At 57.1% G+C, this 22,559-nt stretch carries 32 protein-coding genes; 30 read left to right on the top strand and 2 right to left on the bottom strand.

What is annotated here, in order from left to right; translation table 11 throughout:
• Position 1: 1 nt before the first annotated feature.
• The gene (locus tag VPH40_RS11390; protein ID WP_328573480.1) at positions 2-1,927 is read right to left on the bottom strand and encodes a phosphoethanolamine transferase; all 1,926 of its coding nucleotides are present in this window, start codon (positions 1,925-1,927) and stop codon (positions 2-4) included.
• Between the two features lie 425 nt (positions 1,928-2,352).
• Between VPH40_RS11390 and rpsL the strand changes: the two genes are divergently transcribed.
• From rpsL to VPH40_RS11360, 6 genes are all read left to right on the top strand, one after another.
• Positions 2,353-2,736, top strand: a complete 384-nt coding sequence (rpsL, locus tag VPH40_RS11385) for a 30S ribosomal protein S12 (protein WP_010394376.1) — start codon at positions 2,353-2,355, stop codon at positions 2,734-2,736.
• A 152-nt stretch (positions 2,737-2,888) separates the two neighbouring features.
• Positions 2,889-3,359, top strand: a complete 471-nt coding sequence (rpsG, locus tag VPH40_RS11380) for a 30S ribosomal protein S7 (protein ID WP_010394377.1) — start codon at positions 2,889-2,891, stop codon at positions 3,357-3,359.
• A 108-nt stretch (positions 3,360-3,467) separates the two neighbouring features.
• On the top strand, positions 3,468-5,573 hold the full coding sequence (gene fusA, locus VPH40_RS11375) for an elongation factor G (RefSeq protein ID WP_077398827.1): 2,106 nt from the start codon (positions 3,468-3,470) through the stop codon (positions 5,571-5,573).
• Between the two features lie 72 nt (positions 5,574-5,645).
• A complete protein-coding gene (gene tuf, locus VPH40_RS11370; RefSeq protein WP_077398776.1) occupies positions 5,646-6,836 on the top strand; it encodes an elongation factor Tu in 1,191 nt (396 codons plus the stop codon).
• 179 nt (positions 6,837-7,015) lie between these two features.
• A complete protein-coding gene (rpsJ, locus tag VPH40_RS11365; protein WP_010394389.1) occupies positions 7,016-7,333 on the top strand; it encodes a 30S ribosomal protein S10 in 318 nt (105 codons plus the stop codon).
• Between the two features lie 212 nt (positions 7,334-7,545).
• Positions 7,546-8,388, top strand: coding sequence for a DUF817 domain-containing protein (locus tag VPH40_RS11360; protein ID WP_328573479.1), 843 nt, complete (start codon positions 7,546-7,548; stop codon positions 8,386-8,388).
• Positions 8,389-8,407: 19 nt separating this feature from the next.
• Here VPH40_RS11360 and VPH40_RS11355 read toward each other — a convergent pair whose 3' ends face one another.
• The gene (locus VPH40_RS11355) at positions 8,408-8,956 is read right to left on the bottom strand and encodes a tetratricopeptide repeat protein (protein WP_099665741.1); all 549 of its coding nucleotides are present in this window, start codon (positions 8,954-8,956) and stop codon (positions 8,408-8,410) included.
• Positions 8,957-9,131: 175 nt separating this feature from the next.
• On the opposite strand from VPH40_RS11355, the gene creB reads away from it, so the two are divergent.
• The 24 genes from creB (at position 9,132) to rplO (ending at position 22,540) form a co-directional block, all read left to right on the top strand.
• The gene (creB, locus tag VPH40_RS11350) at positions 9,132-9,857 is read left to right on the top strand and encodes a two-component system response regulator CreB (protein ID WP_305053833.1); all 726 of its coding nucleotides are present in this window, start codon (positions 9,132-9,134) and stop codon (positions 9,855-9,857) included.
• Positions 9,854-11,275, top strand: coding sequence for a two-component system sensor histidine kinase CreC (gene creC, locus VPH40_RS11345; protein WP_328573478.1), 1,422 nt, complete (start codon positions 9,854-9,856; stop codon positions 11,273-11,275). Before creB ends, creC begins: the two co-directional genes overlap by 4 nt.
• An 86-nt stretch (positions 11,276-11,361) precedes the next feature.
• Positions 11,362-12,789, top strand: coding sequence for a cell envelope integrity protein CreD (gene creD / locus VPH40_RS11340; protein WP_328573477.1), 1,428 nt, complete (start codon positions 11,362-11,364; stop codon positions 12,787-12,789).
• Between the two features lie 177 nt (positions 12,790-12,966).
• A complete protein-coding gene (locus tag VPH40_RS11335; protein ID WP_077398840.1) occupies positions 12,967-13,161 on the top strand; it encodes a hypothetical protein in 195 nt (64 codons plus the stop codon).
• A gap of 303 nt (positions 13,162-13,464) precedes the next feature.
• Complete coding sequence (gene rplC, locus VPH40_RS11330) at positions 13,465-14,121, top strand: 50S ribosomal protein L3 (protein ID WP_010394393.1); 657 nt, start codon at positions 13,465-13,467, stop codon at positions 14,119-14,121.
• A 3-nt stretch (positions 14,122-14,124) separates the two neighbouring features.
• The gene (gene rplD, locus VPH40_RS11325) at positions 14,125-14,745 is read left to right on the top strand and encodes a 50S ribosomal protein L4 (protein WP_034753197.1); all 621 of its coding nucleotides are present in this window, start codon (positions 14,125-14,127) and stop codon (positions 14,743-14,745) included.
• Complete coding sequence (gene rplW, locus VPH40_RS11320) at positions 14,742-15,059, top strand: 50S ribosomal protein L23 (protein WP_010394398.1); 318 nt, start codon at positions 14,742-14,744, stop codon at positions 15,057-15,059. Before rplD ends, rplW begins: the two co-directional genes overlap by 4 nt.
• Complete coding sequence (rplB, locus tag VPH40_RS11315) at positions 15,059-15,886, top strand: 50S ribosomal protein L2 (RefSeq protein ID WP_328573476.1); 828 nt, start codon at positions 15,059-15,061, stop codon at positions 15,884-15,886. Before rplW ends, rplB begins: the two co-directional genes overlap by 1 nt.
• Positions 15,887-15,896: 10 nt before the next feature.
• Positions 15,897-16,172, top strand: coding sequence for a 30S ribosomal protein S19 (gene rpsS, locus VPH40_RS11310; RefSeq protein WP_008444295.1), 276 nt, complete (start codon positions 15,897-15,899; stop codon positions 16,170-16,172).
• Positions 16,169-16,501: a 50S ribosomal protein L22 gene (rplV, locus tag VPH40_RS11305; RefSeq protein ID WP_170840583.1), complete on the top strand. Its 333-nt coding sequence runs from the start codon at positions 16,169-16,171 to the stop codon at positions 16,499-16,501. The genes rpsS and rplV overlap by 4 nt, the downstream gene beginning before the upstream one ends.
• Positions 16,502-16,510: 9 nt before the next feature.
• Positions 16,511-17,335: a 30S ribosomal protein S3 gene (gene rpsC, locus VPH40_RS11300; RefSeq protein WP_034753199.1), complete on the top strand. Its 825-nt coding sequence runs from the start codon at positions 16,511-16,513 to the stop codon at positions 17,333-17,335.
• Positions 17,336-17,337: 2 nt separating this feature from the next.
• Complete coding sequence (gene rplP / locus VPH40_RS11295) at positions 17,338-17,757, top strand: 50S ribosomal protein L16 (protein ID WP_034753201.1); 420 nt, start codon at positions 17,338-17,340, stop codon at positions 17,755-17,757.
• A 12-nt stretch (positions 17,758-17,769) separates the two neighbouring features.
• Entirely contained in the window at positions 17,770-17,961 is a 192-nt protein-coding gene (gene rpmC / locus VPH40_RS11290) for a 50S ribosomal protein L29 (RefSeq protein ID WP_010394412.1), read from the top strand.
• On the top strand, positions 17,958-18,230 hold the full coding sequence (rpsQ, locus tag VPH40_RS11285; protein ID WP_010394415.1) for a 30S ribosomal protein S17: 273 nt from the start codon (positions 17,958-17,960) through the stop codon (positions 18,228-18,230). Before rpmC ends, rpsQ begins: the two co-directional genes overlap by 4 nt.
• A 253-nt stretch (positions 18,231-18,483) precedes the next feature.
• Positions 18,484-18,852 carry a 50S ribosomal protein L14 gene (gene rplN, locus VPH40_RS11280; protein WP_008444317.1) on the top strand — a complete coding sequence of 123 codons (369 nt, stop codon included), beginning with the start codon at positions 18,484-18,486 and terminating at the stop codon, positions 18,850-18,852.
• 9 nt (positions 18,853-18,861) lie between these two features.
• A complete protein-coding gene (gene rplX / locus VPH40_RS11275) occupies positions 18,862-19,176 on the top strand; it encodes a 50S ribosomal protein L24 (protein WP_034753204.1) in 315 nt (104 codons plus the stop codon).
• Between the two features lie 6 nt (positions 19,177-19,182).
• On the top strand, positions 19,183-19,722 hold the full coding sequence (gene rplE, locus VPH40_RS11270; RefSeq protein WP_010394421.1) for a 50S ribosomal protein L5: 540 nt from the start codon (positions 19,183-19,185) through the stop codon (positions 19,720-19,722).
• A 2-nt stretch (positions 19,723-19,724) separates the two neighbouring features.
• Positions 19,725-20,030, top strand: a complete 306-nt coding sequence (gene rpsN / locus VPH40_RS11265; RefSeq protein WP_010394423.1) for a 30S ribosomal protein S14 — start codon at positions 19,725-19,727, stop codon at positions 20,028-20,030.
• A gap of 14 nt (positions 20,031-20,044) precedes the next feature.
• The gene (rpsH, locus tag VPH40_RS11260) at positions 20,045-20,440 is read left to right on the top strand and encodes a 30S ribosomal protein S8 (protein WP_034753208.1); all 396 of its coding nucleotides are present in this window, start codon (positions 20,045-20,047) and stop codon (positions 20,438-20,440) included.
• 10 nt (positions 20,441-20,450) lie between these two features.
• Positions 20,451-20,984: a 50S ribosomal protein L6 gene (gene rplF, locus VPH40_RS11255; protein ID WP_034778281.1), complete on the top strand. Its 534-nt coding sequence runs from the start codon at positions 20,451-20,453 to the stop codon at positions 20,982-20,984.
• A gap of 13 nt (positions 20,985-20,997) precedes the next feature.
• Complete coding sequence (rplR, locus tag VPH40_RS11250; RefSeq protein ID WP_010394431.1) at positions 20,998-21,360, top strand: 50S ribosomal protein L18; 363 nt, start codon at positions 20,998-21,000, stop codon at positions 21,358-21,360.
• Between the two features lie 9 nt (positions 21,361-21,369).
• Positions 21,370-21,888 (top strand): 30S ribosomal protein S5, encoded by a 519-nt coding sequence (rpsE, locus tag VPH40_RS11245; RefSeq protein ID WP_010394433.1) that lies wholly within the window; start codon positions 21,370-21,372, stop codon positions 21,886-21,888.
• Between the two features lie 10 nt (positions 21,889-21,898).
• Positions 21,899-22,078, top strand: coding sequence for a 50S ribosomal protein L30 (rpmD, locus tag VPH40_RS11240; protein ID WP_010394435.1), 180 nt, complete (start codon positions 21,899-21,901; stop codon positions 22,076-22,078).
• 30 nt (positions 22,079-22,108) lie between these two features.
• Positions 22,109-22,540 carry a 50S ribosomal protein L15 gene (gene rplO, locus VPH40_RS11235; protein ID WP_034753211.1) on the top strand — a complete coding sequence of 144 codons (432 nt, stop codon included), beginning with the start codon at positions 22,109-22,111 and terminating at the stop codon, positions 22,538-22,540.
• Positions 22,541-22,559 lie beyond the last annotated feature (19 nt).

Raw genomic sequence — 22,559 nt, 5'->3', positions numbered from 1 at the left:
CTTACTTTTCCTGTTTCTCCGGCGTGCTCTTGTCGATCACTTCGCGGCAATCGCCGCGGATGATGGCGTTGTCGTAGTTGGTCCAGCCATAGCTGTCGACGTAGCGCTTGTGCTGCTTGAAGCGGGGGCTGGCGATGCTCCATTCGGGCTGTTCGCCGGCAAAACGGATATCGCCCAGGTCGAGCAGGGTGTGGAACATGTTTTCCGTCGACAGGCGCGCCTTTTGATGGCGCCGCAGCTGCGTCACCTTGTCCGGATAATGCTGCTGGAATTGCGGCGAATACCAGACGAAGGCGGGCACGTGGAATTCGAACTGCGTGTTGTGGCCATGGAAGGCCAGGCGGCAGGTGCCGTCGTACAGGGTCTGGCCGTGATCGGCCACGTAGACGAGAGAACTGCGCAGGGCGGTGCGCTGGCCATCGTCCTTCAGCATGCCGATCACGTTCGACAGGAACCAGTCCGTGTACAGGATGGAGCTGTCGTAGCTGTTGTTCAGCTGCGGCTTGATGGCCGTGTCCGTGTAGACGGGCTTGTCGACGCCGAACAGCGACGGCTGCCACTTGTCGAATTGCTTGGGATAGCGCTGGCTGTAGTTCCAGTGGCTGCCCAGCGTGTGCAGCACAATGAGTTTTTTCGGCGCCGGGTCGGCCAGCGCGTTCTTGAACGGATCGAACAGGATCTGGTCGAAGTTCGAATTGTTGGTAAAGCCGCCCAGGTTCAGGAATTGCACCACGTCCGCTTCCTTGGCAAACACGGACACGGGCGTGTCGAACTGGCCGAACGAGATCTGGTTCGACAGCCAGTACGTCTTGAAGCCCGCTTCCTTGTAGGCGGTGAGGAAGGATTTTTCCGAGAAGCCATCCTTGAGGCTTTGCGTGGCCGGCTTGCGCGAGATGATGACGGGCACGGACAGGCGCGTGGCGGAAACGGCCGTGATGACGTCGGCCAGCGGCACCAGGTTGCTTTCCTGTTTCAGTAGCGGGTTGGTGTCGCGCTCATAGCCGTTCAGGCTCCAGCGGTCGTAGCGCGACGATTCGCCGATCACCATGACCACCACTTCCGGATGGGGATCGGGCTGTTGCTGGTGCGCGCCGAAACGGAAGCTGCTGCTTTTCTGTCCCAGTTCGGCCAGGTATTTGCGCTCCTTGTAGAAATCGAAGCCGCGCGCGGCCAGGCCGAAGGGCCAGGAATTGCTGACGGTGTCGAAGGCGTAGGGCAGGCGCGCCCAGTGAGGCAGGCTGGGCCAGCCCAGGCCCGTCTCGTCGGCGCCGGCGATGCTGGCGTTCTCCGGCTTGCTGCTTTCCTCGTCTTCCTCGGCCGTTTCGTCATCGGCCGAGCTGGCGTCGCCGAAGCCGGAGGCGCCCGCCTTGCCGCTGGCCGCCGAGTTGCCGGCCTTGGCCGATGCTGGGGCGCTGTGCAGGACTTTGGCGTCGAAACCGAATTCGTAGCCATACCACCAGAAGCCGCCCAGCAGGAGCAACAGCACGAAGGCGGCCGGGCGCGTCTTGCCGCGCCAGTCGAGGTCGCGCGTGCGCGCGGCCGCAAACCAGCTGGCAGCGCACCAGGCGATCACGCTCAGCATGACGGCGCCCATCAGCCATACTTTTTGCCCGAGGAATTCCATCGCTTCCTTGGGGCTGGTTTCGAAGATGATACCCAGGTGGTGCGTGGAAATGCCCTGGCCATAGAAGATGAACAGGTAGATTTCCGTCGGCAGGGCCAGGAAGGCGGGCACCAGCAGCCAGTGGAAATATGCGGGGCGCTTGAACACGCTCCAGACGGCCAGCCAGGCCAGCAGTTCGAACGTGAGCATCTGCCAGGGATGCTCGGGCGCACGTCCCAGCAGCGCGGGGATGAAGGGCACGGCCGTCAGCAGGGCGTAGGTCAGCAGCAGGAACAGATTGGCGGGGCGAAGCAAGGGGCGCATAAAGGAGGGCAGCGAAAAATGTCCGCTATTATCAATCCTTTTGTTGTCTTGCGGTCATACAAGAATGTGTGGCCCCGATGCTTGGTTGTAGAGAAAGAATGCCAAATCATCAAGCGCTGCGAGGTGCCGGCACCCGCGCGCCGCCCCCAAAGATTAGTCAAAATGCCACAAAAGTGCCGCTTTTTTGCCTTTTTTTATAGCAAAAAGCGGTAAACTGATTGACCCCCTGTAACACAAGGTCTAAACTAGCGAGTTCTCGATTTTATTCTGCTCATCGTTTACGTATTGCTTGGCATTTCATGGCCGCTCCTTATCGAGTGGCTGCGGGCGCCTCCGGTGCGCAGTAGATGAAAGCGGGACGAGGTTTTAGTCGCCGGGCATCTTGCCCGGGTTATTAATCGTAGTTTTTTGTTGGATTTATAACGATGCCAACCATCAATCAATTGATTCGCAATCCACGCGTCGCTTTGACCGTGAAGAGCAAATCGCCGGCGCTGGAAAACAGCCCGCAAAAACGTGGCGTCTGCACACGTGTTTACACCACGACTCCAAAGAAGCCTAACTCGGCTCTGCGTAAAGTCGCTAAAGTTCGTCTGACCAATGGTTTCGAAGTGATTTCGTACATTGGCGGTGAAGGCCATAACCTGCAAGAGCATAGTGTTGTGCTGCTGCGCGGCGGTCGCGTTAAGGATTTGCCGGGTGTGCGTTACCACATGGTTCGCGGTGCCCTGGATACCCAAGGCGTTAAAGACCGTAAGCAATCGCGTTCGAAGTACGGTACCAAGCGCGCTAAAGCAGGCAAGAAGTAATAGGTTGTACGCAGCAAACCCAAGTTTCGCTCAGTGGCAACTAGCTAAGTGAATGTAGTCGACCGCATCTGGTCGAGTAAGTGGAGGACTATGATGGTCGTCCGCGAGTGTGCGAAGAGCGCGCGCTCAACTGAAGATTGAAAGGAATTGATATGCCACGTCGTCGTGAAGTACCCAAGCGCGAAATTTTGCCAGATCCAAAATTCGGCAACACTGATGTCGCTAAATTTGTAAACGTGCTGATGCTGTCCGGTAAGAAATCGGTTGCAGAAAACATCATCTACGGTGCTTTCGAGCACATCGCAGCAAAATCGGGTAAAGATCCACTCGAAGTTTTTGCTACCGCAATCAACAACGCCAAGCCGTTGGTTGAGGTGAAATCCCGTCGCGTCGGTGGTGCAAACTACCAGGTGCCGGTCGAAGTTCGCCCAGTCCGTCGTATGGCTCTGTCCATGCGTTGGTTGCGTGAAGCTGCTAACAAGCGCAGCGAAAAATCGATGCCACAACGCCTCGGCGGTGAGCTGATGGAAGCGGCTGAAAGCCGCGGCGGTGCGATGAAAAAACGCGACGAAGTCCATCGTATGGCTGAAGCGAACAAAGCGTTCTCGCATTTCCGCTTCTAATATAAAGCCAGCTACCGCAAGGCGGCTGTCAAGCATCTGTTGTTCGAGGCCGGGCTCATTTTTGCAAAAAAATGCTGCTCGGTTTTGTCCATTCATTTAGGATTAATTATGGCCCGCAAGACCCCCATTGAGCGCTATCGTAATATCGGTATCTCCGCTCACATCGATGCAGGTAAGACGACCACGACCGAGCGCGTCCTGTTCTACACAGGCGTGAACCACAAGCTGGGCGAAGTCCATGATGGCGCTGCCACCACCGACTGGATGGCACAGGAGCAAGAGCGCGGTATCACGATTACCTCGGCTGCTGTTACGTGCTTCTGGAAAGGCATGGCTAACAACTTCCCAGCTCACCACATCAACATCATCGACACCCCAGGCCACGTTGACTTCACCATTGAAGTGGAACGTTCGATGCGCGTGTTGGATGGCGCCTGCATGGTTTACTGTGCAGTTGGCGGCGTGCAGCCACAATCGGAAACGGTATGGCGTCAGGCTAACAAGTACAAAGTGCCACGTCTGGCCTTCGTGAACAAGATGGACCGTACCGGCGCCAACTTCTTCAAGGTCTACGATCAGATGCGTTCGCGTCTGAAAGCCAACCCAGTACCTATTCAGATGCCTATCGGCGCTGAAGACGTCTTCACCGGTGTTATCGATCTGGTCAAGATGAAAGCGGTTATCTGGGACGACGCTTCGCAAGGCATGAAGTTTGAATACGAAGACATCCCTGCACACCTGGCCGCTGATGCTGCCAAGTGGCGCGAGAACATGGTTGAAGCCGCTGCTGAGGCGTCGGAAGACCTGATGAACAAGTACCTGGAAGAAGGCGACCTGTCGGAAGCCGAGATCAAGGCTGCTCTGCGTCAACGTACCATCGCCAGCGAAATCGTTCCAATGCTGTGCGGTACCGCCTTTAAAAACAAGGGCGTACAAGCCATGTTGGACGCGGTCATCGAGTACCTGCCATCGCCAATCGACATTCCGCCAGTACCTGGTCTGGATGAAGATGAACAGCCTGTCGAGCGTAAAGCTGACGACGACGAGAAATTCTCGGCGCTGGCGTTCAAGATCGCAACCGATCCGTTCGTGGGTCAGCTGTGCTTCATCCGTTGCTACTCGGGTACCCTGAATTCGGGCGACTCGGTGTTGAACTCCGTGAAGCAGAAGAAAGAGCGTATCGGCCGTATCGTGCAGATGCAAGCGAACGAACGCGAAGAAATCAAGGAAATGCGCGCTGGCGACATCGCCGCCGTTGTGGGTCTGAAAGACACCACCACTGGCGATACGCTTTGCGACGACAAGGCAAGCGTGGTTCTGGAGCGCATGGTCTTCCCTGAGCCAGTGATTTCGCAAGCGGTTGAGCCAAAAACCAAGGCCGACCAGGAAAAAATGGGCTTGGCGCTGAACCGTCTGGCAGCAGAAGATCCATCGTTCCGCGTGCGTACCGATGAAGAATCGGGCCAGACCATCATCGCCGGTATGGGCGAGTTGCATCTGGACATCATCGTTGACCGCATGAAGCGCGAATTCAACGTTGAAGCCACCGTCGGCAAGCCACAAGTGGCTTACCGCGAAACGATCCGTAAAGTGTGCGAAGAGTCGGAAGGCAAATTCGTCAAGCAATCGGGTGGTCGTGGTCAATACGGTCACGTGGTTCTGAAGATCGAACCGCAAGAACCGGGCAAGGGCTTTGAATTCGTTGACGCGATCAAGGGTGGTACCGTTCCTCGCGAATACATCCCTGCAGTTGAAAAAGGTGTGCGCGACACGCTGACTTCGGGCGTGATGGCTGGCTACCCAGTCGTTGACGTTAAAGTCACGCTGTTCTTCGGTTCGTACCATGATGTTGACTCGAACGAAAATGCATTCCGCATGGCCGCTTCGATGGCATTCAAAGATGGCTGCCGCAAAGCATCGCCAGTCATCCTGGAGCCGATGATGGCCGTGGAAGTGGAAACGCCGGAAGACTACGCCGGTACCGTGATGGGCGATCTGTCGTCGCGTCGCGGCATGGTGCAAGGTATGGATGAAATTGCTGGCGGTGGCGGCAAGATCATCAAGGCCGAAGTGCCTCTGTCGGAAATGTTCGGCTACGCTACGTCGTTGCGTTCGTCGACCCAAGGTCGTGCGACTTACACGATGGAATTCAAGCACTATGCTGAAGCACCTAAGCATGTGACTGAAGCAATCGTAAGCTCGAAAGCTAAGTAATAGAAGTTCCGGGCCGGCTTTCACGAGAATGCCGGTCCCTACATTTAAATCATTGTTCTAAGGAAGAATAAAATGGCAAAAGGTAAATTCGAACGGACCAAGCCGCACGTCAACGTCGGCACCATCGGCCACGTCGACCACGGTAAAACCACGCTGACCGCTGCAATCGCAACGGTTCTGTCGAAGAAATTCGGCGGCGAAGCTAAAGCATACGATCAGATCGATGCGGCTCCAGAAGAAAAAGCGCGCGGTATCACGATTAACACCGCCCACGTCGAGTACGAAACGGAAACGCGTCACTACGCGCACGTTGACTGCCCAGGCCACGCCGATTACATCAAAAACATGATTACTGGTGCTGCCCAGATGGACGGCGCGATCCTGGTGTGCTCCGCAGCTGACGGCCCAATGCCACAGACCCGCGAACACATCCTGCTGGCCCGCCAAGTTGGCGTTCCATACATCATCGTGTTCCTGAACAAGTGCGACCTGGTCGACGACGCAGAGCTGCTGGAACTGGTTGAAATGGAAGTGCGCGAGCTGTTGTCGAAGTACGAATTCCCAGGCGACGACCTGCCAATCATCAAAGGTTCGGCACGTATGGCGCTGGAAGGCAAAGAAGGCGAAATGGGCGTTGACGCAGTGCTGCGTCTGGCCGATGCGCTGGATGCTTACATCCCAACGCCAGAGCGCGCTGTTGACGGTGCATTCCTGATGCCAGTAGAAGACGTGTTCTCGATCTCGGGTCGCGGTACCGTTGTGACCGGTCGTATCGAGCGCGGCATTGTTAAAGTCGGCGAAGAGATCGAAATCGTTGGTATCACCGATACCGTCAAAACGACTTGCACCGGCGTGGAAATGTTCCGCAAACTGCTGGACCAAGGTCAAGCAGGCGACAACGTTGGTCTGTTGCTGCGCGGCACCAAGCGTGAAGACGTGCAACGTGGTCAAGTTCTGGCAAAACCAGGCTCGATCAAGCCGCATGCTCACTTCACCGGCGAGATCTATGTTCTGTCGAAAGACGAAGGCGGCCGTCATACGCCATTCTTCAACAACTATCGTCCACAGTTCTACTTCCGTACGACGGACGTAACCGGTTCGATCGAGTTGCCAGCAGACAAAGAAATGGTCATGCCAGGCGATAACGTGTCGATCACCGTCAAGCTGATCAACCCGATCGCGATGGAAGAAGGTCTGCGCTTCGCTATCCGCGAAGGCGGCCGTACCGTCGGCGCCGGCGTGGTTGCCAAAATCATCGCTTAATTATTAAGCGAATAGAAAAGAAGACGCGTCGTCGCCCGGCGCCCTTCTTTTTATTCAACTGCCGGGGTTGGCAAGCATTTTGGTGCTATCATGTCGACCCTGACGGTTGTTGCGTCAGAAATTCCCGTATGACCTCATTGCCGTGCAGACTGCGCGGTTCGTTCTTTTAAGGAAATATCATGTCGGCACCAAACCAAAAAATCCGTATCCGCCTGAAGGCTTTCGATTACAAGCTGATCGACCAGTCCGCTCTGGAAATCGTTGAAACCGCGAAGCGCACCGGCGCTGTCGTCAAAGGCCCAGTACCACTGCCTACCCGTATTCAGCGTTTCGATGTGCTGCGTTCCCCGCACGTCAACAAAACTTCGCGCGATCAGTTCGAGATCCGTACGCACCAACGCCTGATGGACATCGTTGACCCAACGGACAAAACCGTTGACGCGCTGATGAAGCTGGACCTGCCAGCTGGTGTTGATGTCGAAATCAAACTGCAATAAGAGTTTTCAGGGCAGCTGACAATACCGTAGCATCAGGTATTGACAGCTGTTCCAGGCCGGCGGGGTGTCCCGCTGCCTGATGATGGGGCCGGGCCTGCTCACGATCGTGAGTGCGCCCGGCCCCATTGCTATTGGTGCTGCCCAGTACTGGCGCCACCTATCTGCGTTCAAAATCGCTTTACAGTGCTGCAGCCCATCGATAAAGTTGCTGCATGCTCAATGCTCTCGATACCCACCTGTTAAATGCGACTCCACGCCAGCGCCTGCGCGGCTGGTCACGCTTCCTGACCGAATTCCTGTATTTCGGCATCAAGGAGGCGAGGTCGTGCCTGTTCGTGGGGCTGTTTTTTGCTGCCGTGTTCCTGGTGCCGCGCGCCGGCCTGTTCGGCCTGCCGCGCTATGACGTGCTGCTGCTGGTGGCGCTGGCGATCCAGGCGGCGATGGTCTGGAGCGGACTGGAAACGTGGGATGAGCTGAAAGCCATTTGCCTGTTCCATGCGGTCGGCTTTGCGCTGGAAGTATTCAAGGTATCGGGGACGATCCAGTCGTGGAGCTATCCCGACTTTGCCTATACCAAAGTGTTCGGCGTTCCCCTGTTTTCCGGCTTCATGTCGGCGGTCGGCAGCTACATCATCCAGACCTGGCGCCTGCTCGACATGCGGATTCGCCACCATCCGCCATATTGGATGGCGGTGCTGATCGCTGTACTGATCTACGCCAACTTCTTTACTCATCATTACATCGGCGACTATCGCTGGTACCTGGCCGCCTGCGCGCTGGGTTTGTACGCGCGCACCACCGTGGTGTTCCGTCCGCTCGACCGCGACCGCAGCATGCCCTTGCTGCTCGGTTTCGTGCTGGTCGGCTTCTTCATCTGGCTGGCTGAAAACATCAGCACCTTCTGGGGTGTGTGGCGCTATCCGAACCAGCTTGGCGCCTGGTCGGTGGTGCATGTCAGCAAATGGAGCTCCTGGTCGCTGCTGGTGGTGATGACGTTCACCATCGTGGCCCACCTCAAGCACATCAAGGCCAGCATCCACGTCGCCCAGCCGTAGGCCGGGCTCCGGGCGTCTCTTATTGCAGGCTGGCCGCCACCGCGTCGAAGCGCGCGCCCAGTGCCGCCTGCGGACCGCCTTGCAGCTGCCTGGCGTACTGGCGCAACACTTCCGCCGAATACGTGCGCGACGCGGACGACAGCTTCGGCAGCAACGGCAGCACGCGTTCCAGGTAGCCTGTGCCTTCCTGCCACTTGCCTTGCGCGGCCAGGGCCGACGCCAGTTCCACCATGCGACGGCCGACGCGCGCATCGCTGCGTGGCTGCGCCGCTTCTTCCGTGGCCAGGGCTTGCCGGTACAGCTGCTCCGCTTCGGCATTCTTGCCCTGCAAGCGCTTGATGCGGCCGAGGTTGTACTGGCGCTGCGAGAGGATGTCCGCGCTGGCCCCGGCCTGCTCGGCGCTGCGCAGCGCCTGTACGCAAGCCAGTTCCGCTTCGCCAAACTGGCCCTTGAGCTCGGCCGCGTTGCAGGCGTCTTGTTGTGCGTTGGAGGTGGTGATCGTCGCTGGCGCCGCGCAGGCGGCCAGCAGGCTGACAGCGCATAGCAGGCTGATGGTATGGTTCTTCATAGTCTCCTCGGACGGGTGTTGGGCACGGTGTATCAGTGGAGTCATGCTGCGATAAATATACTATAAGTTTTTTGGGGCGGGTGGCTTTTTGCCGGCGCGCGGCAAGGCGCGCGATTGACGCCGCTTGCGTGCTTCAGGGATACTCCGGGTCTGTCCACTACTGCGTGCCGCCGCCATGTCCAAGACTGTCCTGATCGTGGAAGATGAACAGGCGATTGCCGACAGCATCGCCTATGCCTTGCGCACGGACGGCTTTGCGCCGCGCCATGTGATGTTGGGCGAGCAAGCCCTGGCCGCGTTGCGCCCAACGCCCGGCGAAGCCGCGCAGATGCCCGTTCTGGTGGTGCTCGACGTGGGCTTGCCCGACATGAGCGGGCTGGAAGTGTGCCGCCGGCTGCGCCAGTTTTCCGAGGTGCCGGTGATCTTCCTGACGGCCCGCAGCGATGAGATCGACCGTATCGTCGGCCTGGAAATCGGCGCCGACGATTACGTCACGAAACCGTTTTCACCTCGTGAACTGGTGGCGCGCATCCGCGTCATCCTGCGCCGCGCAGGTGTCGCGCAAGCTCCCCGCGAGACTGGCATGACGATAGCCGCGCCTGTCGCCGCGCCGGCGCGCTTCGAATTGCGGGCGCTGGAGGCGAAGGTGCTCTTTCACGGCCAGCCGCTGGACCTGACCCGCTATGAATACCTGTTGCTGAAAACCCTGCTCGCGCATCCCGGCCACGTGCTGTCGCGCGCGCAGCTGATGGAGCGCGTGTGGAGCGGGGCGCCGGACACGCTCGAGCGTACCGTCGACGCGCACGTCAAATCGCTGCGCGCCAAGCTGCGCGCCATCGATGCGCAAGTCGACCCCATCCACACCCACCGTGGCCTCGGCTACAGCCTGGCCGGCGCATGAAGATCGGCCTGCGCATCCTGCTCGGCTACTTCCTGATCGTCGGGCTGGCCGCATGGTTCCTGCTGAACGTCTTCATGGAGCAGGTCAAGCCCGGTGTGCGCTCGACCCTGGAAGACACCCTGGTCGACACTTCGCAGCTGCTGGCCAGCCTGGTGGCGCCCGACGTGAAGGCGGGCAGCCTGGCGCAGTCGCCTGTGGCAGAACGCATGCAGGATTACGCGCGCCATGGCGTGGACGTCAATATCAACGGCGTGCGCAAGCGCACGCTCGATTACCGCATCACCATCACGGACCGGCATGGCATCGTGCTGTTCGATTCCAGCGGGCGCGACGTGGGCCGCGACTATTCGCGCTGGAATGACGTGTACCTCACCTTGCAGGGCAAGTATGGCGCGCGCAGCACGCGCAGCCGGCCAGACGACGAGATGTCGACGGTCATGCACGTGGCCGCGCCGATTCGCGACGGCAATGAGGTGATCGGCGTGCTGACGGTGGCCAAGCCGAATGCCAGCGTGCAGGCGTTTGTCGAGCGCAGCCAGCGCAAGATATTGCAGCGCGGCGCCGTGCTGTTGCTGCTGTCGCTGCTGATCGGCCTGGCATTCGCCTGGTGGCTGCACCATGCACTGGGCAAGTTGATGCATTACATCGGCGACGTGGAGGCTGGGCGCAAGGTGGCGCTGCCGGCGCTGGGCCAGAACGAGATCGGCACCCTGGGGCGGGCGCTGGAGGCGATGCGCACACGCCTGGAGGGCAAGGAGTATGTGGAGCAGTTGATGCACACGCTGGCGCATGAATTGAAAAGCCCGATCGCCGCCATCCAGGCCTCTGCCGAGCTGCTGCAGGAAGACATGCCGCCGGCCGAGCGCCGCCAGTTTCTCGCCAGCATCCTGGAGCAGAATGCGCGCCAGCGGCAACTGATCGACAAACTGCTGGCCCTGGTGCGCGTGGAAAAGCAGCAGCGCCTGGATAGCCCCGAGCGTATCGCGTTGGCGCCCCTGTTGGCGCAAGTGGCGCAGGACGGGGCCGCCACCTTGGCGGCGCGCGGCGTGCGCCTGCAGCTGCAGCACGACGAGGCGAGCGTGGCGGGCGACCCCCTGTTGCTGCGCCAGGCGCTGGGCAACTTGCTCGATAACGCGGCCGGCTTTGCCCCGCCCGGCAGCTGCATCGACCTGACGGCGCGGCGCCAGGGTAGCCAGGTGGAAATTGCCGTGCGTGACCGCGGCGCGGGCATCCCCGCATATGCGCTCGAACGCGTCTTCGAGCGCTTCTACTCCTTGCCGCGCCCGAGCGCCGGTAAAAGCACGGGCCTGGGCCTGCCCTTCGTGCGCGAGGTCGCTTCCCTGCATGGCGGCACGGTCGAGGTGCTCAATCATGTGGAAGGCGGTGCCTGCGCGTGCCTGTGCCTGCCGCTGGCTTAGCGCACTTTATTTACAGGCTTCACACGGACTGCATCGTCAGCGCATACAGCTTTCCTACACTGGCCGCCTTACTTCAAGGATGCGCCATGCAAAAAACTCTCTTAGTCAAAGCGTTGATCGTGTTCGGCCTGATGTTGTTGATCGGCTTGCCTTTGCTGATGATTCAGGAAACGATCAAGGAGCGGATGGAATTCCGCCAGGAAGCCGTCAACAGCATCGCCGCCGATTCGGTGCGCGAACAAACCATCATCGGCCCCATCCTCGTGATTCCCTACACGGAGCAGTACGAAGAGCGCGTGGAAGTGGCCAAGGGTGATGACAAGGAAGCGAAAGCGCCTGCGCGCACGGAGTTGCTGCGCCGCTTGGTGCAGCGTCGCCTGCTCGTGTACCCGAACGATCTGCAGATCAACGGCAACATCGAGACGGACCGCCGTTACCGCGGCATCCACCAGGTGCTGGTCTACAGCGGCCAGCATGCGTTCAAGGGCGACTTCACGGTGCCGGCCAGCAGCCAACTGCCGCGCAAGTCGCCGGACTCGCGCGTGACCCTGGGCCAGCCTTTCGTCGCCCTCTCCATCGAGGACGTGCGCGGCATCCGCAATATTCCGAAAATCGACTGGGGCGGACAAAAGATCGAGTTCGAGCAGGGTACCGACCTGCTTGCCTTCCGCAGCGGCTTGCATGCGCCGCTGGGCGCCATGCCTCTGGCGGCGCCGCAACAGGTGCGCTTCAGCTTTGACCTGGGCCTCGATGGCATCGAACGCCAGCATTTCGTGCCGGTGGCCAAGAACAGTCAGATCCAGATCAAGTCGAACTGGCCCCATCCGCAGTTTGGCGGGCGCTTCCTGCCGTCGCCGAAGAATCGCCAGATCGATGCCCAGGGCTTCAATGTAGCGTGGAATATCTCGTCGCTGGCCACCAATGCGCAAACGCAACTGAGCACGATCGAAGGGGAATTCAAGGTGCCCGACAGCGCCCCGCTGGGCCAGATCGACCGCTTCAGCGTGGGCTTCATCGAGCCGGTGAACGTGTATTCGCAGTCGGACCGGGCCACGAAATATGGCTTGCTGTTCGTGGCACTGACCTTTGCCGCCTTCTTCATCTTTGAAATCCTGAAAAGCCTGCCGATCCACCCGGTGCAATATTTGCTGGTGGGCCTGTCGCTGGTGATCTTCTTCCTGCTGCTGGTGGGCCTGGCCGAGCATATCGCCTTCCTGGCCGCCTATCTGATCGCCAGCGCCGCGTGCATCGTGCTGACCAGCTTTTACCTGGTGCACGTGCTGCACAACGCCTGGCGCGGCATCGGCTTCGGCGTGGCGCTGACCGTGCTGTATGGCGCCCTGTATGGCTTGCTGAGCTCGGAAAACAATGCGCTGGTGATGGGCAGCATCCTGCTGTTCGCCGTGCTGGCCGCCATCATGGTGGCGACGCGCAAGGTGGACTGGTATCAGGTAGGCAGGGGAGGGCAGCAATCGTCAGAGCCTGCTCCAGTGAGGCATGAAAAAGATTGCTGATTTGGAAAATAATTGGTTTTAAGTTGGTATTGTTTGCGGTAGTCTTTGGTATTGCTTTCCGGGCAGCACGGTATTGTGTGTTGCGGTTTGCGGGAGTAATAGCGGGCGGCAGGAAGGATGGCTTGCCGCCACCGGGCAGTTCCTTTCATTCCAACATAACAATCTGGAGACAGCACCATGATCAAGAAACTGGCTTTTTTCCTCTTCGCCTGTGGCCTGAGTGCCGGTTACGCGTATGCCGCGGCGAGTGAGGATGTCTGGCAATGCCGTTCGCGCTGCGACAGCAGCTATGTCGGCTGCACCGGTTCATTGGGCGGCAGCCCGATTTGCCGTGACCTGCTCCAACATTGCCTGGAGCGCTGCAACGGCTAGACCAGCGACTCGCATGACGCATGGGCGCGGACGGGGCACAAGCCTGGTCCGCGCCCTTCTTTTTGTGGCGTCAGGGCGCATGGATGCTCATTTTGACGAGGCGCTGCGACAATTGCGGGAGGTGTTCGACAACTCCTGCAGGGGCGTCGCGCAACACTTTGACATACCTCGTGTTAACTTGTTGCGTCAAGGGTTTTTGTGCTATATACTAGCCGGCTTCGGTATGGATTCGTCTTTTTTGAGTCCTACGTTACTTTGTAGTTAAACAAGCCCCGCCCAATCGCAGGTGGGAATGGAGAAAAAATGAGCCTAGGCCTTCTCGGTCGCAAGGTTGGTATGATGCGCATTTTCACGGATGAAGGGGATTCGATTCCTGTCACCGTGTTGGACGTATCGAACAACCGTGTTGCGCAAATCAAAACCCCTGAAACAGATGGTTACTCCGCTGTTCAGGTCGCATTCGGTCAACGTCGCGCTTCCCGCGTGACCAAAGCTGTTGCTGGTCATCACGCTAAAGCTGGTGTTGAAGCCGGTACTCTGTTGAAAGAGTTCCGCGTTGATGCTGCTAAAGCCGCTGAACTGAAAGCTGGCGATGTTGTCGCTGCTTCCCTGTTCGAAGTCGGTCAAAAGATCGACGTGCAAGGCGTTACCATCGGTAAAGGCTATGCAGGCGTTATCAAACGTTACCACTTCGCTTCTGGCCGTGCAACGCACGGTAACTCGCGTTCGCATAACGTTCCAGGTTCCATCGGTATGGCACAAGATCCAGGTCGCGTTTTCCCTGGTAAGCGCATGACCGGTCATCTGGGTGACGTTAACCGTACGATCCAGAACCTCGTGATCGCCCGTATCGATGCCGACCGTCAGCTGTTGCTGGTCAAAGGCGCGATTCCAGGTGCGAAAAATGGCCAGGTAGTTGTCTCGCCAGCCATCAAAACCAAAGCCAAGAAGGGAGCTTAAACGATGGAACTCAAGCTTCTGAATGCGCAAGGTCAAGCCGCCTCGAACGTTGCTGCAGCCGATACGATTTTCGGCCGTGACTACAATGAAGCGCTGATCCACCAAGTCGTCATCGCTTATCAAGCGAATGCACGTAGTGGTAACCGCAAGCAAAAAGACCGTGAAGAAGTTCACCACACGACGAAAAAGCCATGGCGCCAAAAAGGTACCGGCCGCGCGCGTGCTGGTATGTCGTCGTCGCCACTGTGGCGCGGCGGTGGTCGGATTTTCCCGAACTCGCCTGACGAAAACTTCACCCACAAAGTGAACAAAAAAATGTATCGCGCAGGTATCTGCTCGATCCTGTCGCAGCTGGCTCGCGAAGAGCGCCTGATCGTCATCGACGATCTGACGATCGACGCGCCAAAAACCAAGCTGCTGTCGCAAAAATTGAACGGCCTGGGCTTTGATTCGGTTCTGATCATCACCGACGTTCTGAACGAAAACCTGGAACTGGCATCGCGCAACCTGCCTAACGTACTCGTCGTTGAGCCACGTCACGCAGACCCGATGTCCCTGGTGTTCTACAAGAAGATCCTGGTCACCAAAGCTGCATTGGCCAAGATTGAGGAGATGCTGGCATGAGCGCGATTTTGAAACATAGCGAAGAACGCTTGATGAAGGTGCTGTTGGCGCCCGTGATTTCCGAAAAGGCCACCATGGTCGCGGAAAAGAACGAGCAAATTGTATTCCGCGTACTGCCGGATGCAACCAAGCCTGAAATCAAGGCAGCGGTCGAACTGCTGTTCAAGGTTGAAGTTCTGTCCGTGCAAACTGCAAACCGCGAAGGTAAGCAAAAGCGCACCGGCAAGTTCAACGGTCGTCGTAACCATACCAAGCGTGCTTTCGTGTGCCTGAAGCCTGGCCAGGAAATCAACTTCTCCGAGGAGGCTGCATAATGGCACTCGTTAAGATGAAACCAACCTCGCCAGGCCGTCGCGGCATGGTAAAGGTGGTGAATGCCGACCTGTACAAAGGTCGTCCGTTCGCTGCCCTGGTTGAAAAGAAATCCAAGACCGCTGGTCGTAACAACAACGGTCACATCACCACCCGTCATATCGGTGGTGGTCATAAGCAACACTATCGCTTGATCGACTTCAAGCGCACCAAAGATGGTATTCCAGCGAAAGTGGAACGTATCGAATACGATCCAAACCGCACCGCGAATATCGCTCTGTTGTGCTACGCCGACGGCGAACGTCACTACATCATCGCAACCAAAGGCATGGCCGTTGGCGACAACGTGATGAACGGTTCGGAAGCACCGATCAAATCGGGTAACTGCTTGCCAATCCGTAACATCCCAGTCGGTACCGTGATGCATTGCGTCGAAATGCTGCCAGGTAAAGGTGCTCAAATGGCACGTACCGCCGGCGCTGGCGTTGTGCTGATGGCACGTGAAGGTACCTACGCTCAAGTGCGTCTGCGCTCGGGTGAAGTACGTCGCGTGCACATCGAGTGCCGTGCAACGGTTGGTGAAGTCGGCAATGCCGAGCACAGCCTGCGTAAAATCGGTAAAGCTGGTGCGATGCGCTGGCGCGGTGTTCGTCCTACCGTTCGCGGTGTGGTCATGAACCCGGTCGATCACCCGCACGGTGGTGGTGAAGGTAAAACAGCAGCTGGTCGTCATCCAGTTTCGCCTTGGGGCCAACAGACTAAGGGTAAGAAGACACGCAGCAACAAGCGTACTACTTCCATGATCGTCTCGCGCCGCGGCAAGAAATAAGGGGTAGCACATGACACGTTCATTGAAAAAAGGGCCGTTCTGTGACGCCCACCTGGTGAAAAAAGTTGAAGCCGCGCAAGCAGCCAAAGACAAAAAGCCAATCAAAACCTGGTCGCGTCGTTCGACAATCATGCCTGACTTCATCGGCCTGACGATCGCGGTGCATAACGGCAAGCTGCACGTGCCGGTTTATGTTTCCGAAAACATGGTTGGTCACAAGCTCGGCGAATTCGCACTGACCCGTACGTTCAAGGGCCATGCAGCTGACAAAAAGGCTAAGAAATAATGGAAACTAAAGCTATCCTCAAAGGTGTGCGCCTGTCGGACCAAAAGGGCCGCCTGGTTGCTGACCTGATCCGTGGCAAGAAAGTTGACGCTGCACTCAACATCTTGCAATTCAGCCCGAAAAAAGGTGCTGCGATCATCAAACGCGTTCTGGAATCCGCTATTGCGAATGCCGAGCACAATGATGGCGCGGACATCGACGAATTGTTCGTGAAAACGATCTACGTCGAAAAGGGCCCCGTCCTGAAGCGCTTCACCGCGCGTGCAAAAGGCCGTGGCGACCGTATTTCGAAACAATCCTGTCACGTTTACGTGACTGTCGGTAACTAAGGAGCCACGATGGGTCAGAAAATTCATCCAACCGGTTTCCGTCTGGCGGTCACCCGTAACTGGGCTTCGCGCTGGTATGCAGGCAACGGTAATTTCGCTGCCATGCTGAACGAAGACTTGAAAGCACGTGCTTACCTGAAAAAGAAACTGAAGAACGCTTCCGTTGGCCGCATCGTTATCGAGCGCCCAGCCAAGAACGCGCGCTTCACGATCTACAGCTCGCGTCCAGGCGTGGTCATTGGTAAAAAAGGCGAAGACATCGAAGTACTGAAGTCCGCGCTGACCAAGATCATGGGCGTACCTGTTCACGTGAACATCGAAGAAATTCGCAAGCCAGAAATCGACTCGCAACTGATCGCCGACTCGATCGCTCAGCAGCTGGAAAAACGGATCATGTTCCGCCGCGCCATGAAGCGTGCAATGCAAAATGCAATGCGCCTGGGTGCTCTCGGTATCAAGATCATGTCGTCCGGCCGTCTGAACGGTATCGAAATCGCACGTAAAGAGTGGTACCGCGAAGGCCGCGTGCCTCTGCATACCCTGCGCGCCGATATCGACTACGGTACCAGCGAAGCGTCGACCACCTACGGCATCATCGGTGTCAAGGTGTGGGTATACAAAGGTGACCGCGCGCCTAACGGCGATGCACCAGTCATCGATACCCCAGCTGACGAGAAGAAAAGCCGCGGCCCACGCCGTGACGATGGCAAGCCAGCTGGCCGTCCACGTCCAGCCGGTGCCGGTGCGAAACCATCCACAGCACCAGGTGCACGTGTGCGTACCGCCGCTAAACCGGCCGCCGCAGCAGCACCAGCTGAGAAAGCAGGAGAATAATCATGCTGCAACCAGCACGCAGAAAGTATCGTAAAGAGCAGAAAGGCCGTAATACCGGTATTTCGCACAGCCGCGGCACCGCCGTGTCGTTTGGCGAATTCGGTCTGAAGGCAGTTGCGCGCGGTCGTATCACTGCGCGTCAAATTGAAGCGGCGCGTCGTGCAATGACGCGTCACATCAAGCGCGGTGGCCGTATCTGGATCCGTATTTTCCCGGACAAACCGATTTCGAACAAGCCGGCTGAAGTCCGTATGGGTAACGGTAAAGGTAATCCTGAGTACTACGTCGCTGAAATTCAGCCAGGTAAAGTACTGTACGAAATGGATGGCGTTGATGAAGCGCTGGCACGGGAAGCATTCCGTCTTGCCGCCGCTAAACTGCCACTGGCGACGACGTTTGTCATCCGCCAAGTCGGCCAATAATTGGAGTTGTATATGAAAGCATCTGAACTCCGCGGCAAGGACCAGCCAGCTCTGCAAAAAGAGCTGAATGACCTGTTGAAGGCACAGTTCGGCCTGCGCATGCAAATCGCTACGCAGCAGCTGAGCAACACTTCGCAGCTCAAGAAGGTACGCCGCGATATCGCGCGTGTGAAGACGGTAATGAATCTGAAGGAAGCCAAATGAACGAACCAGTGAAACAGTCGCTCAAGCGCACGCTGATCGGTAAAGTGGTTTCGGACAAGATGGACAAGACCGTTACCGTTCTGATCGAGCGCCACGTAAAACATCCTTTGTATGGCAAGATCATCATGCGTTCGAACAAGTATCACGCGCATGACGAGACCAACCAAGTCAAGGCCGGTGACACGGTCGAGATCCAGGAAGGTCGCCCGATCTCCAAAACGAAGGCATGGACGGTGACACGTGTGGTTCAAGCCGCACCAACCGTTTAAATAAAAACCACCGTTTCGGCGGTGGCTTTTAATTAGTACTTGCAGGCCCGCAAATTGTATGTAATACTTGCGGGCTTCGTTCATGTAACGCCGCAAAGTGTCTGGCCACAGACAGTAGCATTCGCGGTCAGTTGATGTATGAAGGTCATGCACCCAAACAGTGAAGCCCAGCAGGGCGGCTCTGGCGGGACCAAGACTGACCGTGGGTCTACATTGTGTGGATTCTTCGGCTTAAGTTGGGAAAGAGAATACTATGATTCAAACTGAAAGCCGGCTCGAAGTGGCTGACAATACCGGTGCCAAAGAAGTAATGTGCATCAAGGTATTGGGCGGCTCCAAGCGCCGTTATGCTGGCATTGGCGATGTGATCAAGGTAACCGTTAAGGTTGCTGCGCCACGTGGCCGTGTCAAAAAAGGTGAAATTTATAACGCCGTGGTTGTGCGCACCGCTAAAGGTGTTCGCCGCCAAGACGGTTCCCTGGTGAAGTTCGACGGCAATGCCGCCGTTCTGTTGAACGCCAAGCTGGAACCGATCGGTACCCGTATTTTTGGACCTGTCACGCGCGAACTGCGCACTGAGAAGTTCATGAAAATCGTGTCCCTGGCACCGGAAGTCCTGTAAGGAGTCGTAATGGATAAGATTCGTAAAAACGACGAAGTCATCGTTCTGACCGGGAAAGACAAGGGCAAACGTGGTGTGGTACAGCAGCGTATCGATGCTGAACATATCGTGGTTGACGGCATTAACATCGCTAAAAAAGCGACTAAGCCAAACCCGATGACTGGCGTAACTGGTGGTATCGTCGATAAGACCATGCCAATTCACGTGTCCAACGTTGCATTGTTTAATGCAGCGACTGGCAAGGCAGATCGCGTGGGTTTCAAAGAAGTGGACGGCAAGAAAGTTCGCATCTTTAAATCCTCCGGCGAAGTAGTGAAGGCTTAAGAAATCATGGCACGTCTCCAAGAATTCTATAAAGAAAAAGTCGTTGCCGACCTGACCAGCAAGTTTGGTTACAAGTCGGTAATGGAAGTTCCACGCCTGACCAAGATCACCCTGAACATGGGTGTTGGTGAGGCTATCGCGGATAAAAAAGTTCTCGAGCACGCAGTTGCTGACTTGACCAAGATCGCCGGCCAGAAGCCAGTGACCACCAAGTCCCGCAAAGCGATCGCAGGCTTCAAAATCCGTGAAGGTTACCCGATCGGTACGATGGTCACCCTGCGCGGCGCTCGCATGTACGAGTTCCTGGATCGCTTCATTACCGTGGCTCTGCCGCGCGTACGCGATTTCCGTGGTGTGAACGGCCGTGCATTTGATGGTCGTGGCAACTACAACATCGGTGTCAAGGAACAGATCATTTTCCCTGAAATCGAATACGACAAGATTGACGCGTTGCGCGGTATGAATATCAGCATCACGACAACCGCTAAGACCGATGACGAAGCCAAAGCTTTGCTCGCCGCCTTTAAATTCCCTTTCAGGAACTGATCATGGCCAAACTGTCACTGATTAATCGTGAGATCAAGCGTGCTGACCTGGTGGCGAAATTCGCCCCTAAGCGCGAAGCTCTCAAGGCCATCGTCGATGACCAATCGAAATCGGAAGAAGAGCGCTACGAAGCTCGCCTGAAATTGCAGGCGCTGCCACGTAACTCGAACCCGACGCGTCAACGTAACCGTTGCGCCATCACTGGTCGTCCGCGCGGCACATTCCGTAAATTCGGTCTGGGTCGTATCAAGCTCCGTGAATTCGCCATGCGTGGTGAAATTCCGGGTATGACAAAAGCAAGCTGGTAATAGGAGAATATGCAATGAGTATGAGCGATCCTATCGCCGATATGCTGACCCGCATTCGCAATGCACAAGGCGTGCAAAAGACGACCGTGGCCATGCCATCGTCGAAAGTCAAAATTGCGATTGCCAGCGTCCTGAAGGACGAGGGTTACATTGAAGATTTCGCTGTTGCCGAAGCTGGTGGCAAAGCGGAACTGAAAATCGGTTTGAAGTATTATGTTGGCCGTCCCGTCATTGAGCGCTTGGAGCGCGTGTCCCGTCCGGGTCTGCGCGTCTACAAGGGTAAAGACGAGATCCCTGTTGTGATGAATGGCTTGGGTGTGGCGATCGTGTCGACTCCGCAAGGCGTCATGACTGACCGCAAAGCACGCGCTACCGGTGTCGGCGGCGAAGTTATTTGCTACGTGGCTTAAGGAGTTACACATGTCTCGAGTAGCTAAAATGCCTATCGTAGTGCCAGCTGGCGCCGAAGTCGCCATCTCCGCACAAGCGATCACCGTAAAAGGCCCGCTGGGCGTACTTTCCCAGGCCCTCACCGGCCAGGTCAAAGTGGAAAACAATGCAGGAACCCTGAGTTTCGACGTGGCGAACGACAGCCGCGAAGCCAATGCCATGTCCGGCACGCTGCGCGCACTGGTCAACAACATGGTTGTTGGCGTCACCAAGGGTTTCGAGAAAAAGCTGAACCTGGTAGGCGTGGGTTACAAGGCGCAAGCCCAAGGCGACAAGCTGAATCTGTCCCTGGGTTTCTCGCACCCTGTAGTGCATGACATGCCAGCTGGCGTTACCTGCGCAACACCAACCCCGACCGAGATCCTGATTAAAGGTATCGACCGTCAACAGGTTGGCCAGGTAGCCGCTGAAGTTCGTGCTTACCGCGCTCCTGAGCCTTATAAAGGCAAGGGCGTTCGCTATGCGGACGAAGTGGTTAAGCTTAAAGAAACCAAGAAGAAGTAATTAGGGGCTGACGATGGATAAGAAAGAATCACGGCTTCGCCGCGGACGCCAAACCCGCATCAAGATTGCGGAATTGAAAGTAAATCGCTTGTCGGTGCATCGCACCAACCTGCACATTTACGCCAACCTGATCAGCCCGGACGCTAAAGTCCTGGTTTCGGCCTCGACGGCTGAAGCGGAAGTTCGCGCTGAACTGGCAGGCCAATCCGGCAAAGGCGGCAATGCCGCTGCTGCAGCCTTGATCGGCAAGCGCGTCGCTGAAAAAGCGTTGAAAGCAGGGATTACCGAAGTTGCGTTTGACCGCTCCGGTTTCCGTTACCACGGCCGTGTGAAAGCGTTGGCAGAAGCCGCACGCGAAGCCGGTCTGAAGTTCTAAGGATCAATCATGGCAAAAATGCAAGCAAAAATGCAAAGCGACAAGCCGGATGATGGCATGCGCGAAAAAATGATCGCGATCAACCGCGTGACCAAAGTGGTCAAGGGTGGTCGTATCATGGGTTTCGCCGCGCTGACCGTAGTTGGTGATGGCGATGGCCGCGTCGGCATGGGCAAGGGCAAATCGAAAGAAGTGCCAGTTGGCGTGCAGAAGGCAATGGAAGAAGCCCGTCGCAACCTGATCAAAGTACCGCTCAAAAACGGTACCTTGCATCACACGGTTGTTGGTCGTCACGGCGCCTCCAAGGTCCTGATGAACCCAGCTAAGCCTGGTACTGGCGTTATCGCTGGTGGCGCAATGCGCGCTATCTTCGAAGTGATGGGCGTGACGGACGTGGTGGCGAAATCCACCGGTTCGAACAATCCATACAACCTGGTACGCGCTACGCTGGACGGCCTGTCGAAAATGAGCACTGCTTCCGATATCGCTGCCAAACGCGGCAAGTCGGTCGAAGACATTCTGGCTTAAGGTGGACAAAATGACAAACACAGTCAAAGTGCAATTGGTCAAGGGCTTGATCGGTACGCGCGAATCGCATCGCGCTACCGTGCGCGGTCTGGGTCTGCGTCGTGTAAATTCGGTTTCCGAATTGCAAGACACCCCATCCGTACGCGGCATGATCAATAAAGTATCGTATCTCGTTAAAGTTGTCGGGTAAGCCTTCGGGCTTACACGAACGGAGCAAATCATGGAATTGAATACTATTGCACCAGCCGAAGGCGCTAAGCACTACAAGCGTCGCGTCGGTCGCGGTATCGGCTCCGGCCTGGGTAAAACCTCGGGTCGTGGTCACAAAGGTCAGAAATCGCGTTCGGGCGGCTTTCATAAAGTCGGTTTCGAAGGCGGTCAGATGCCTCTGCAACGCCGTCTGCCTAAGCGCGGTTTCAAATCGATGCACGCAACCTTCAAAGCTGAAGTGCGCCTGTCCGATCTGAACAACCTGGCTGTTGGCGATGTCGACATTCTGGTCTTGAAGCAAGCTGGCGTTCTGGGCGTGTTGGCCCGTGACGTGCGCGTGATCTTGTCCGGCGAAATCACCAAAGCGGTGAATTTGAAGGGCTTGAAAGTGTCCGCTGGCGCGAAAGCAGCCATCGAAGCAGCCGGCGGCTCGGTAGCCTGAGTTGACCGCTAACAGCTTG

Source organism: Janthinobacterium sp. P210005 (genome assembly GCF_036231865.1).
Classification (GTDB): domain Bacteria; phylum Pseudomonadota; class Gammaproteobacteria; order Burkholderiales; family Burkholderiaceae_D; genus Janthinobacterium; species Janthinobacterium kumbetense.
Note: the sequence above shows the minus strand (reverse complement) of the source record. Positions and strands in the feature narration are given on the sequence as shown.

Coding starts and splice junctions, on each gene's coding strand:
- VPH40_RS11390 (WP_328573480.1), bottom strand. CDS start 1,927: ATGCGCCCCTTGCTTCGCCCCGCCAATCTGTTCCTGCTGCTGACCTAC.
- rpsL (WP_010394376.1), top strand. CDS start 2,353: ATGCCAACCATCAATCAATTGATTCGCAATCCACGCGTCGCTTTGACC.
- rpsG (WP_010394377.1), top strand. CDS start 2,889: ATGCCACGTCGTCGTGAAGTACCCAAGCGCGAAATTTTGCCAGATCCA.
- fusA (WP_077398827.1), top strand. CDS start 3,468: ATGGCCCGCAAGACCCCCATTGAGCGCTATCGTAATATCGGTATCTCC.
- tuf (WP_077398776.1), top strand. CDS start 5,646: ATGGCAAAAGGTAAATTCGAACGGACCAAGCCGCACGTCAACGTCGGC.
- rpsJ (WP_010394389.1), top strand. CDS start 7,016: ATGTCGGCACCAAACCAAAAAATCCGTATCCGCCTGAAGGCTTTCGAT.
- VPH40_RS11360 (WP_328573479.1), top strand. CDS start 7,546: ATGCTCAATGCTCTCGATACCCACCTGTTAAATGCGACTCCACGCCAG.
- VPH40_RS11355 (WP_099665741.1), bottom strand. CDS start 8,956: ATGAAGAACCATACCATCAGCCTGCTATGCGCTGTCAGCCTGCTGGCC.
- creB (WP_305053833.1), top strand. CDS start 9,132: ATGTCCAAGACTGTCCTGATCGTGGAAGATGAACAGGCGATTGCCGAC.
- creC (WP_328573478.1), top strand. CDS start 9,854: ATGAAGATCGGCCTGCGCATCCTGCTCGGCTACTTCCTGATCGTCGGG.
- creD (WP_328573477.1), top strand. CDS start 11,362: ATGCAAAAAACTCTCTTAGTCAAAGCGTTGATCGTGTTCGGCCTGATG.
- VPH40_RS11335 (WP_077398840.1), top strand. CDS start 12,967: ATGATCAAGAAACTGGCTTTTTTCCTCTTCGCCTGTGGCCTGAGTGCC.
- rplC (WP_010394393.1), top strand. CDS start 13,465: ATGAGCCTAGGCCTTCTCGGTCGCAAGGTTGGTATGATGCGCATTTTC.
- rplD (WP_034753197.1), top strand. CDS start 14,125: ATGGAACTCAAGCTTCTGAATGCGCAAGGTCAAGCCGCCTCGAACGTT.
- rplW (WP_010394398.1), top strand. CDS start 14,742: ATGAGCGCGATTTTGAAACATAGCGAAGAACGCTTGATGAAGGTGCTG.
- rplB (WP_328573476.1), top strand. CDS start 15,059: ATGGCACTCGTTAAGATGAAACCAACCTCGCCAGGCCGTCGCGGCATG.
- rpsS (WP_008444295.1), top strand. CDS start 15,897: ATGACACGTTCATTGAAAAAAGGGCCGTTCTGTGACGCCCACCTGGTG.
- rpsC (WP_034753199.1), top strand. CDS start 16,511: ATGGGTCAGAAAATTCATCCAACCGGTTTCCGTCTGGCGGTCACCCGT.
- rplP (WP_034753201.1), top strand. CDS start 17,338: ATGCTGCAACCAGCACGCAGAAAGTATCGTAAAGAGCAGAAAGGCCGT.
- rpmC (WP_010394412.1), top strand. CDS start 17,770: ATGAAAGCATCTGAACTCCGCGGCAAGGACCAGCCAGCTCTGCAAAAA.
- rpsQ (WP_010394415.1), top strand. CDS start 17,958: ATGAACGAACCAGTGAAACAGTCGCTCAAGCGCACGCTGATCGGTAAA.
- rplN (WP_008444317.1), top strand. CDS start 18,484: ATGATTCAAACTGAAAGCCGGCTCGAAGTGGCTGACAATACCGGTGCC.
- rplX (WP_034753204.1), top strand. CDS start 18,862: ATGGATAAGATTCGTAAAAACGACGAAGTCATCGTTCTGACCGGGAAA.
- rplE (WP_010394421.1), top strand. CDS start 19,183: ATGGCACGTCTCCAAGAATTCTATAAAGAAAAAGTCGTTGCCGACCTG.
- rpsN (WP_010394423.1), top strand. CDS start 19,725: ATGGCCAAACTGTCACTGATTAATCGTGAGATCAAGCGTGCTGACCTG.
- rpsH (WP_034753208.1), top strand. CDS start 20,045: ATGAGTATGAGCGATCCTATCGCCGATATGCTGACCCGCATTCGCAAT.
- rplF (WP_034778281.1), top strand. CDS start 20,451: ATGTCTCGAGTAGCTAAAATGCCTATCGTAGTGCCAGCTGGCGCCGAA.
- rplR (WP_010394431.1), top strand. CDS start 20,998: ATGGATAAGAAAGAATCACGGCTTCGCCGCGGACGCCAAACCCGCATC.
- rpsE (WP_010394433.1), top strand. CDS start 21,370: ATGGCAAAAATGCAAGCAAAAATGCAAAGCGACAAGCCGGATGATGGC.
- rpmD (WP_010394435.1), top strand. CDS start 21,899: ATGACAAACACAGTCAAAGTGCAATTGGTCAAGGGCTTGATCGGTACG.
- rplO (WP_034753211.1), top strand. CDS start 22,109: ATGGAATTGAATACTATTGCACCAGCCGAAGGCGCTAAGCACTACAAG.